Annotated in this window: 8 protein-coding genes; 6 read left to right on the top strand and 2 right to left on the bottom strand. The window is 63.0% G+C overall.

Going from position 1 to position 10542, the window contains the following annotated elements; genetic code table 11:
• Positions 1 to 57 precede the first annotated feature (57 nt).
• The 6 genes from glyS (at position 58) to glmM (ending at position 9257) form a co-directional block, all read left to right on the top strand.
• Positions 58 to 2283 (top strand): glycine--tRNA ligase subunit beta, encoded by a 2226-nt coding sequence (gene glyS, locus MK745_RS19360; RefSeq protein WP_243614817.1) that lies wholly within the window; start codon positions 58 to 60, stop codon positions 2281 to 2283.
• 121 nt (positions 2284 to 2404) lie between these two features.
• Positions 2405 to 4945, top strand: coding sequence for a pyruvate, phosphate dikinase (gene ppdK, locus MK745_RS19355; protein WP_411028163.1), 2541 nt, complete (start codon positions 2405 to 2407; stop codon positions 4943 to 4945).
• A 148-nt stretch (positions 4946 to 5093) separates the two neighbouring features.
• Complete coding sequence (locus tag MK745_RS19350) at positions 5094 to 5735, top strand: cell wall hydrolase (RefSeq protein WP_243614815.1); 642 nt, start codon at positions 5094 to 5096, stop codon at positions 5733 to 5735.
• Positions 5736 to 5896: 161 nt separating this feature from the next.
• Positions 5897 to 6814 (top strand): dihydroneopterin aldolase, encoded by a 918-nt coding sequence (locus MK745_RS19345; protein ID WP_243614814.1) that lies wholly within the window; start codon positions 5897 to 5899, stop codon positions 6812 to 6814.
• Positions 6815 to 6904: 90 nt separating this feature from the next.
• Complete coding sequence (gene folP, locus MK745_RS19340; protein ID WP_243614813.1) at positions 6905 to 7924, top strand: dihydropteroate synthase; 1020 nt, start codon at positions 6905 to 6907, stop codon at positions 7922 to 7924.
• Positions 7914 to 9257 (top strand): phosphoglucosamine mutase, encoded by a 1344-nt coding sequence (gene glmM, locus MK745_RS19335; RefSeq protein ID WP_243614812.1) that lies wholly within the window; start codon positions 7914 to 7916, stop codon positions 9255 to 9257. The genes folP and glmM overlap by 11 nt, the downstream gene beginning before the upstream one ends.
• Here the strand turns inward: glmM and MK745_RS19330 are convergent.
• Together MK745_RS19330 and MK745_RS19325 are read right to left on the bottom strand one after the other, a co-directional pair.
• Positions 9254 to 10177, bottom strand: coding sequence for a DMT family transporter (locus tag MK745_RS19330; protein ID WP_243614811.1), 924 nt, complete (start codon positions 10175 to 10177; stop codon positions 9254 to 9256). The two genes, glmM and MK745_RS19330, sit on opposite strands and share 4 nt — an antisense overlap.
• Before the next feature lie 4 nt (positions 10178 to 10181).
• Positions 10182 to 10526: a hypothetical protein gene (locus MK745_RS19325; protein ID WP_243614810.1), complete on the bottom strand. Its 345-nt coding sequence runs from the start codon at positions 10524 to 10526 to the stop codon at positions 10182 to 10184.
• Positions 10527 to 10542: the final 16 nt, after the last annotated feature.

Raw genomic sequence — 10542 nt, 5'->3', positions numbered from 1 at the left:
TTTGACGGCCAGCCCGCCCCCGAAAACTGCCCGCCCAAACCGGAAGGCTACTGACCCATGCCCGCTCTTCTGATTGAACTCTTTTCCGAGGAAATCCCCGCCCGCATGCAGGCGAAGGCGGCGGATGATCTGCGCAAGCGCGTCACGGACGGTCTTGTCGAGGCGGGGCTGACCTATGCCGGGGCCAAGGCGTTTTCGACGCCGCGCCGCCTGACGCTGGCGCTTGAGGGGCTTCTTGCCGAGAGCCCGACCGTGCGCGAAGAGCGTAAAGGTCCGAAGGTCGGCGCGCCGGAGAAGGCCGTCGAGGGCTTTCTGCGCGGTGCGGGTGTGAGCCGCGACGACCTTGAAGAACGCGAGACGCCCAAGGGCGCGGTCTATTTCGCGACCATCACCAAGCCGGGCCGCCCGGCGGCGGAGATCGTGGCCGAGGTTCTTGAGGACACGGTGCGCAATTTCCCTTGGCCGAAATCTATGCGCTGGGGCGCGGGCAGCTTGCGCTGGGTGCGACCGCTGCATTCGATCCTCTGTATCCTGAGCGATGAGTCGGGCGCCACCGTGGTGCCGCTCGATATTGACGGGATCAAGGCGGGCGACACGACCGAGGGCCATCGCTTTATGGGGTCGGGGCGCTTTGCCGTGGCGGGGTTCGAGGATTACGAGGCCAAGCTCAAGCGCGACAAGGTGATCCTGTCGGCGGAAGAACGGGCCGAGCATATCTGGAACGACGCGACGAACATGGCCTTTGCGCAAGGCATGGACGTTGTCGAGGATGCGGGCCTTTTGAAAGAGGTCGCGGGGCTTGTGGAATGGCCGGTTGTCCTCATGGGCGATATTGCCGAGGATTTCCTCGGCCTGCCGCCGGAAGTGCTTCAGACCTCAATGAAGGAACACCAGAAGTTCTTTTCGGTGAAGAACCCGAAAACCGGCCGGATTGAGAAATTCGTGACCGTGGCCAACCGCGAGACCGCCGACAGTGGCGCGACGATCCTTGCGGGGAACCAGAAGGTTCTTTTTGCGCGTCTGTCGGATGCGAAATTCTTCTGGGAGAACGATCTGCGCGTGGCCAAGGACGGGGCGCAGCCGTGGCTTGAGAGCCTTGCCAACGTGACTTTCCACAACAAGCTTGGCACGCAGGGCGACCGGATCGACCGTTTCACCGGCCTGGCGCGCGAGTTGGCAGAGGTTGTGGGCGCGGATGCGGATGTGATCGAGAAGGCGGCGCGCTTTGCCAAGGCGGACCTGTCGTCGGAAATGGTCTATGAATTCCCCGAGCTTCAGGGCCTCATGGGGCGCTACTATGCCGAGGCCGCGGGGTTCTCGGGTGAGGTCGCGGCGGCGGCGGAAGAGCATTATTCGCCGCTCGGGCCGTCCGATGATGTGCCGAGCGCGCCGGTATCCGTGGCTGTGGCGCTTGCCGATAAGCTCGATACGTTGACTGGGTTCTGGGCGATTGATGAGAAGCCGACGGGATCGAAAGACCCGTTCGCCCTGCGTCGTGCGGCGCTTGGGGTGATCCGGTTGGTGCTTGAGAACGATCTGCGGATGAACCTCGACAAGTATTTCGACCTGCAACTCCTGCGTCACGAGATCGCGCAGAACGGCGATGGTGGCGTGGCTGAGGCGTTGATGAAGGATATGGGCGCGGAAATCGCCGATCATGGCGTCTTTGGCGCGGCGGTGCGCACGGTGCTTGATGCGTTCGATGGCGACCTGCCGGAGCATATCGAAGAGATCAAGAAGAGCGTGCCGGATACCTCGCGCGACCTTCTTGGGTTCTTCCATGACCGTCTCAAGGTGCACTTGCGCGATGAGGGCATTCGTCATGACGTGATCGACGCCTGCCTCGAGATGCCGGGCAATGATGACCTCAATCTCCTCGTGAAACGGGCCGAGGCGCTTGGCGGCTTCCTTGGCACAGAAGATGGCGAGAACCTTGTGCAAGGGTTCAAGCGTGCAAACAACATCCTCACCCAGGCCGAAGAGAAGGACGGGGTGGAGTATAGCTTTGGCGCGGATGTGAAATATGCCGAGGACGCGACCGAGACCGCGTTGTTCGAGGCGCTTGCGGCGCAGGAAGGCACGATTGCCGCCGCGCTCGAGGCGGAGGATTTCGCCGCCGCGATGGGCGGGATGGCCGCGCTTCGGGCACCGATCGACGCCTTCTTTGAGGCGGTGCAGGTCAACGCCGAGAATGATATCGTGCGGCGCAACCGTCTCAACCTCCTTGGGCAGATCCGCAAGATCTGTCTTGGGGTCGCGGACCTGACGCGGATCGAGGGCTAAGCCTCCTGCCCGGACGGTTTGAGGATCGTTCGGGCGGATGACGCCGGGAGACGGGCGAATCTTTCCCTTGCCTCGCAAGCCGCGGGGCGTATTCTGCGGGCCTCAATATGAAGGTGCCGCAGTGCAGCAAGACAATCCCGATCTTACATTCATCACGCCGACGGCGCCTGTTGCCAACGAAACGCATGGCGGGCGGGCGAAATGCTTGCAGCGGCTAGTGCGGCTTGACCTTCCGGTGCCACGCACGGTCGCGCTTTCGTTTGATGAGGTGCACCGGATTGCGCAGGGCGTGATGCCGGATATGAAGGCCCTTCTTGCACCGCTCGACGAAGGAAGCTTGCTTTGCGTGCGCCCGTCCTCGGAAGATCCCGATTGGGGCGGGCCGGGGGCGGTTCTCAATATCGGGATGAATGGCGCACGACTCGCGGCGTTGAGCGCGCAGATCGGCGAGTCGGCGGCGCGCAAGCTTTTTGCGCGGTTCATCCAAACCTATTCGATCCAAGTCGCGCGGCTTGATCCGGACATGTTCGACGACCTCGATCTCGAGGCTGAGGATGTTTGTGATGTCGCGTTGGCAGCCTATGAGGACGAAGCGGAAGAACCGTTTCCGCAAGACCCGGGCGTTCAGCTCGCCGGGGTGCTGCGCTCGATGGCGCGGGCCTGGGAAGGCACGTCGGCGCGGCTATTGCGGCAGGCCAAGGGCGCCCCGGCGGATGCAGGGCTTGGCCTCGTGGTGCAAGAGATGGTGCTTGGCCTTGGACGTGGGGAATGCGGTTCGGGGGTCTTGCAGCTTGTAAACTCGATCACCGGTCATCCGCAGATCACGGGCCGTTACATGAGCCAGTCGCAGGGGCGGGATGCCTTGGATGGTGGTGCGGAGTCGCTTTTCCTCGAGAAAGACCCGCGTGGGCCGTCGCTTGAGGAGTTGGCGCCGGAGGCTTTCGAGGCTTTGAAGCTTGATGCGGCGCTGATGCGGGAACGGCTGCGTGAAGAGATGCAGATCGAGTTCACGATCGAGAATGGCGCAGTGCATATCCTTGATGGCGTCCGGGTGCAGCGCTCGTCGCGGGCGGCGGTACGGATCGCGGTGCAGCTTGCCAAGGATGGGATTATTCCCAAGGAGGAGGCGCTGATCCGGATCGAGCCGCGGGCGCTGAATGAATTGCTGCACCGTCAGGTCGACCCGGATGCACCCCGCGATGTCGTGGGGACGGGTGTCGCGGCAAGTCCGGGCGCAGCATCGGGGCGGATCGTGTTTACCGCTGCCGAAGCGCAGGCGAGCGCGGCGCGTGGCGAGCCTTGCGTGCTTGTGCGGCGCGAGACAAACCCGGAGGATATCCGGGGCATGCACGCGGCCAGCGCCGTCTTGACCGAGCGCGGCGGCACCACGAGCCATGCGGCCGTGATCGGGCGCGGGCTTGGCCTGCCTTGTGTGGTGGGCGCGTCGTCGATCCGGTTCCAGATGCGCAAGAAAACGATTGTCGCGCCAGATGGCCGGGAATTCCGCGAGGGCGATGTCATTACCATCGACGGAAGCGAGGGTGAGGTGCTTGCCGGGGAGCCTGCGATGCTTGAGGCAGCGCTTGATGATGCGTTTCAAGCCTTGATGACATGGGCCGATGAGGCCCGAGATATTGACGTACGGGCCAATGCCGACACGCCCGCCGATGCGCGCACGGCGCGGAATTTCAACGCGGGCGGCATCGGGCTTTGCCGGACGGAGCATATGTTCTTTGAGGCAGACCGCCTGACCGTGATGCGCGAAATGATCTTTGCAAATGCGGCAGGGGACCGGCGCAGCGCGCTCGATCAGCTTTTGCCGATGCAGCGCGCGGACTTTACCGAGTTGTTCCGGATCATGGAGGGGATGCCGGTCTGTATCCGTCTTTTCGATCCGCCCCTGCACGAATTCCTGCCAAGCGAACGCACGGGACTGCGCGACTTGGCAGAGGCGCTGAACCTGCCCCTGTCGGATGTGACGCGGCGGGTTGAGGCGCTTGAGGAATACAACCCGATGCTCGGGATGAGGGGCGTGCGCCTTGGGATCACCGTGCCTGAGATTTACGACATGCAGGCACGGGCGATTTTCGAAGCCACGATCGAGGCAAGCCGCGAGGGCGAACCGATCGTGCCGGAGATCATGATCCCGCTGGTGAGCGCCAAGCGCGAGGTCGAGCTCGTCAAAACGCGGGTCGATGCGGTGGCGGCGGCGGTGCGCACGGAAAAGGGTGTCGATTTCGACTATCGTCTCGGTGTCATGGTGGAAACGCCGCGTGCCGCGCTTCGGGCCGAAGATATCGCGCCGCATTGCCATTTCTTCAGCTTCGGCACGAACGACCTCACGCAGATGACATATGGTTTGTCACGAGATGATGCGGGGCGGTTCATGTCGACCTATGTGCAGCAAGGCGTTTACCCAGAGGATCCCTTCCATACGCTCGACGCGGACGGGGTCGGAGAATTGCTCAAGCTTGGGGCAGAGCGGGGACGGAAGGGGCAACCCGATCTGACGCTTTCGGTCTGTGGTGAGCACGGCGGTAGCCCCGAATCGATAGATTTCTGCCGAAAAGCAGGCATCAACTATGTCTCTTGCTCTCCTTTCCGGGTGCCAGTGGCCCGGCTCGCTGCTGCGCAATTGGCCATTCGCGACAAGATTGGGTAATTTTCCTAAAAAAGTTGACGAGATTTTGAAGTTTTTCTTGCGTTCTGCGGCGAAAAGGCCCGTGGGGTGGACACAAGAGCCTTGATTCTATAATAGGCCCGGATGCTCGGACGGGGAGGACCGTTGCCGCAACGAGTATGAGGCTGAAATGAGACTGATTACGACTGCTGCCCTGAGCCTGGCCATGTGTGCCGGTATGGCATTGGCTGAGGCCCCCTCGCGGGTCAGCACGAAGAGCGAATCCGCTGCCTCCCAGACGCAGAAATTCACCTTCGGAAGCATCTTCAAGGACATGTTCCGCCCTAAGCAGAACGAAGCACCTTCGAAGATCACCTATAGCCGCGCTTGGATTGATGCGCGTCCGGAGGTGCAGAAGACCGACGATCAATGGCAATGCCTTGCCGAGGCGCTTTACTTTGAAGCGCGTGGCGAGAGCGTGAAGGGGCAGTTCGCGGTGGCCGAGGTCATCATGAACCGCGTCGAACATGGCCAGTATCCCAACTCGCTCTGTGGCGTCATTCATCAGGGAACCGGACGCAAGTACCAGTGCCAGTTCACCTACACATGTGATGGCGTGGCCGAGAAGATCCGCGAACCGGACGCCTTTGACCGGGTTGGCAAGATCGCGCGCCTTGTGATCGATGGAGCGCCGCGTGTACTGACAGATGGGGCGACCCACTATCACACGAAGGCCGTGAACCCGAAATGGGCCCGCACCTTCCCGCGCACGGCGACCATCGGCGTGCACCACTTCTACCGTCAGCCGACGCGGCTTACGCAGAATGACTAAGCACGGCAGAGATGTCGGAAAGAAGGCCCGCCGCGTGCGGGCTTTTTGTTTTCCTGGACCTCCTGCATGACGCGAATTTGCGCGCACCTGCCGCCTATGTCCTGTTATCGGGCGCCCGGAACGCATAGGGTGACGCGAAACGACGACCGGGAGAGCCCGCCATGACCAACGAAGTGCGCCTTGCCTTTGCGCATCCCTCCGAGCGCGCCGAGGCCACAGCCGACGAACCGCTCGACCGGATTTCCCTGCGCGACCATGTTGTCGAGGTCGAGATCGGTGCGTTTCAGGCCGAGCGCGGTACGACCCAGCGGATCAGCTTTAACATCGTGGTCGAAGTGCGCCCACTGACCGGGCCGGTCGAAGACGACGTGGACCGCATCTTGTCTTATGACAAGGTGACTGAGGCGATTGCCTATGAGCTTGGCGCGGAGCGTCTCAACCTACTAGAGACGTTGGCCGAGCGGGTCGCAGAGCGGATCCTTCTTGAACCACAGGCCGTGCGCGTTTTCGTGCGGATCGAAAAGCTTGACCGTGGGCCGGGGGCGCTTGGGGTAGAGATCGTGCGCTCGCGCGCTGTGGTGCATCCGGCGTTGCACGAAGATGAGAAACCGCACCCACGGGTGGTCTACCTGTCGAACGCGGCGATGATGTCGGAGAACCTCACAGGCTGGATCGACCAGCTTGCCGCGGAAGATGTGCCGCTGATCTTCTGTGTCGGTGCGCCGGACAGCCCGGCGCCGACCACCGGCCACGCCATGACGCAACGCCGGATCGACCTCCTTGCCATCGAACAGAACGCCTGGGTCTTGGCCTCGCGCGATCCGCGCTGTGTCGTTGTCAATACGCGCACGGAGCTCGACTGGGCGATGAAGAACGGCCAGATCTGTGTCTGGGCGCCTTCGAAGATCGTTTTGGATGCGGTGGATGGGCCAAGCTCGAGCCCGCGCGACACGGTCGCGCTTGCGCTCTGGTTCGCGGAAGTGATGGAAGCGCGCCGGTTGATCGCGGTGGGCGAGACCCTTCCGGAAGAGACGGATATTCCGACGCGCAACGTGCCGCTTGGAAGTGCAGCGATTTAGGTTTCATCTTTGAAACGAAGGTGGCGGGGGACTGCCGAAGCGGGGCAGTCGGCGCTTGCCAAGTCGCGTATGAATGACCATTCAGGGCGCATGAAAAACTACTACCGAGCGATTCCGCAGACAGACAGGGCGCGCCCCGATGACGCGTTGGTCTTGGCCGGTGGCTGGACTTGGTTCAGCCATGTCGAAGTCCTGAGCCGAGAGGCGCCGCCGCGCGTTGTCCCGATCCGTGAGGTGCCAGAGGAGGCGCTTGCGGCGATGACTGCCCCGCGCGCGGCCATTGGTCCGCTCGATATGACGCGGCCGCAGATCATGGGCATTCTCAACGTCACGCCAGATAGTTTCTCGGATGGCGGGGCGCATGATGCGCCCGAGGCGGCACTGGCCCGGGCTCGCGAGATGGCGGAGCAAGGTGCGACCCTGATCGACATTGGCGGCGAGAGCACGCGGCCCGGTGCGGTCGAGGTGCCGGTCGCGGAGGAAATCCGCCGCACCGCGCCGGTGATCGCGGCGGTGTCAGGAGCGCTTGACGTGCCGATCAGCATCGACACGCGCAAGGCGGCGGTGGCGGCCGAGGCGCTTGATGCCGGGGCCTTGATGGTCAATGACGTGGCCGGGTTCACGTTTGACCCGGAGCTTGCCCCGCTTTGCGGCTCTCGTGGCGCGCCGGTCTGTGTCATGCATGCGCAGGGCGATCCGGCGACGATGCAGGACGACCCGGATTACGACGACGTTCTTCTTGATGTGTATGATTTCCTTGAAGAACGGATCACGGCGCTTGAGGCAGCGGGCATTCCGCGCGCGGACATTGTGACCGATCCTGGCATCGGGTTTGGCAAGACGATCGCGCATAACCTCGCGCTTATGGCGCGTTTGAGCTTGTTTCATAGCCTCGGTTGCCCTGTCCTACTCGGGGCGAGCCGCAAGGGTTTTATCAAGGTGATCGGGCAGGCCCCAGAGCCGGAGAACCGTGTTGGCGGGTCGGTGGCCGTGGCGCTTGAAGGGATCGCGCAGGGCGTGCAGATCGTGCGGGTGCATGACGTGGATGACACGCGCCAGGCGGTGAATTTGTGGAAAGCCGTGACAACGGGAGAGTACGATGGGACGTAAGTTTTTTGGCACTGACGGCGTGCGTGGGCGCGCCAACACCTACCCGATGACCGCCGAGATGGCGCTTCGGATCGGTGCGGCGGTGGGACGGTATTTCCGCAATGACGGCAAGAACAACCACCGCGTCGTGATCGGCAAGGACACCCGCCTTTCGGGGTATATGTTTGAGAACGCCCTGACGGCGGGGCTGACCTCAACGGGAATGAACGTTCTGCTGCTTGGCCCGGTGCCGACACCGGCGGTCGGATTGCTGACATCGTCGATGCGCGCGGACCTTGGGGTGATGATTTCGGCAAGTCACAACCCGGCAGAAGACAACGGGATCAAGTTCTTTGGCCCGGATGGGTTCAAGCTATCGGACGTGGTCGAGCACGAGATTGAAGCCCTGATCGAAAGCGGCGTCGAACTCGCGCAGGCGAGCAATATCGGCCATGCGGTGCGGATCGACGATGGGCGTTTTCGTTATATCGAACGGGTGAAATCCTCGCTTCCGGATGCGTTGCCGCTCAACGGGATGAAGGTCGTGATCGACTGTTCCAACGGTGCGGCCTACCGCGCGGCGCCCGAGGCGCTTTGGGAGCTTGGCGCGGAGGTGATCCCGGTCGGCGTCTCACCGGATGGCCACAATATCAACCGCGATTGCGGCTCGACCTATCCCGGCACCGCGGCGGCGGCCGTTGTCGCGCATGGCGCGGATGTGGGGATTTCGCTCGATGGTGACGCGGACCGCGTGATGATTATCGACGAGCACGGGCAAGTGGCCGATGGCGACCAGATCATGGCCCTTTTCGCGAGCCGTTGGGCCGAGGCGGGACGTCTCAAGGGCGGGGCGCTTGTGGCGACGGTGATGTCGAACCTCGGGCTTGAGCGGTTCCTCGAGGGCAAGGGGCTTCGGCTAGAGCGAACGGCCGTGGGCGATCGCTATGTTGTCGAGCGGATGCGCGAAGGAGGATTCAACCTTGGCGGCGAGCAGTCCGGCCATATCGTGATGACGGACCACGCGACGACGGGAGACGGGCTCATGGCTGGGGTGCAGTTCCTCGCCGCGATGGCCGAGACGGGGCGCAAGGCGTCTGAGCTTGCCCGCAATTTCGAGACTGTGCCGCAGATGCTCAAGAACGTGCGGTTCTCAGCGGGGCAAGCGCCGCTTGAGGTCGCGCAGGTGCAGAAGACGATCCGGGCGGCGGAAGCAACGCTTGCGGGCAAAGGCCGACTCTTGATCCGCAAGTCCGGGACCGAGCCGCTTGTCCGGGTGATGGCGGAGTGCGAGGATTCCGGGCTTCTTGAACAGACCGTGGACGGGATCGTCGCCGAGATTGAAGCCGCTCTTTAAGGGCGTTGCACACGAGAGAAAAGACGGGTGAGGGCGCCATATTGGCTTAGCCCCACCCCGGCGAGAATGAGGGCGAGGGCGAGCAAGAGACTTGCCGGGAGCGGCTCGCCCAGGAGGAGCGCGCCAAGGACAACGGACCAGAGCGGCACTTGATAGTTGGTCAGGCTCATGAATGTTGGTCCGGCCGTGCGGATCACCAGAACGCGCAGGAAGTTCGCCGCCGCGGTCTGTACCGCGCCCAACACAACGAGCACGGCAAGGGTTTGTTGGTTGGGAATCGGCGGCGGTCCTTCGCGCAGCCATGCCGCCGGGATCACCACGAGCGCGCCGACGATCAAGAGCACCGTTGCGAGGCCGATGGCATCGACCGATGGTAGGCGACGCACCAGAACGGAGCTCAACGCGTAGCATCCCGCCGCCGCGAGGCAGGCGAGGCGACCATAGGTTTCAAGAGCGGCGCCAGTGCTCACGAAGGCCTGCCCCCCGATGAGGACCACGACTCCGAAAAAACCCAATAAGAAGCCAATGGTCTTGCGGGGCGTGAGATGCTCGCTGGGCACGAGGAAATGCGCCAGCGGCAGCACCATAAGGGCCACGGCCGCCATGCAGACTCCGGCGAAGCCCGAGGTCACATATTGCTGTCCCCAGCTTAGAAGCATGAAGGGCACAGCAGAGCTTAGTGCGCCGACGATGAGGACGGTTGTCCATGTGCCGGGACGGGTTTCTGTGAAGAGGCGCCAGCCGCGCGCGCCCCAGAGGGCCGTCATCAGGAGAGACGCGAATGTGATGCGGGCAGCGGCGAGCCAAAAGGGCGTTATGCCGCGAAGCGCCACCTCGACAAACAAGAAGCTCGCGCCCCAGACGAGGCCGAGAATGCCCACCATAAGCCAACTTGTGCGCGTGATTTCGGGCTGATCCATCGGGTCAGGACAGGATCGAGCGGGCGAGCGAGGCAAAGAGCGCGCCATGCGCGAGCGTGATGGCGATCCCTGCGAGCTTCCAACCAAGCGGCGTTGGCACGCCGGGTTTCGAGCGGATCACGGCGGAAGTCAGCGCCAGTTGATAAAGCGTCAGGGCGGCCCAGAACAGCGCCGGGATGAGGCGTGGAATCGGCAGCACGACAAGGATCGCGACAAAGGGCTGATGGAACATCGCGGTGCCGTAGTTGCCCGCCCAGAAGGTCTCGCCGGTCGGCAGCGCCCCTTTGAGAAGAGCCGAGAACCATGCCGGGGTAAAGATCTTGGGTTTATTGGCATTTGCGTCGGTCATGGGGGGCTCCTTCTAT

The organism is Shimia aestuarii (assembly GCF_022814865.1).
GTDB classification, from domain to species: domain Bacteria; phylum Pseudomonadota; class Alphaproteobacteria; order Rhodobacterales; family Rhodobacteraceae; genus Shimia; species Shimia aestuarii_A.
The sequence above is the reverse complement of the archived record's forward strand: the minus strand, read 5'-3'. Positions and strand labels throughout refer to the sequence as shown.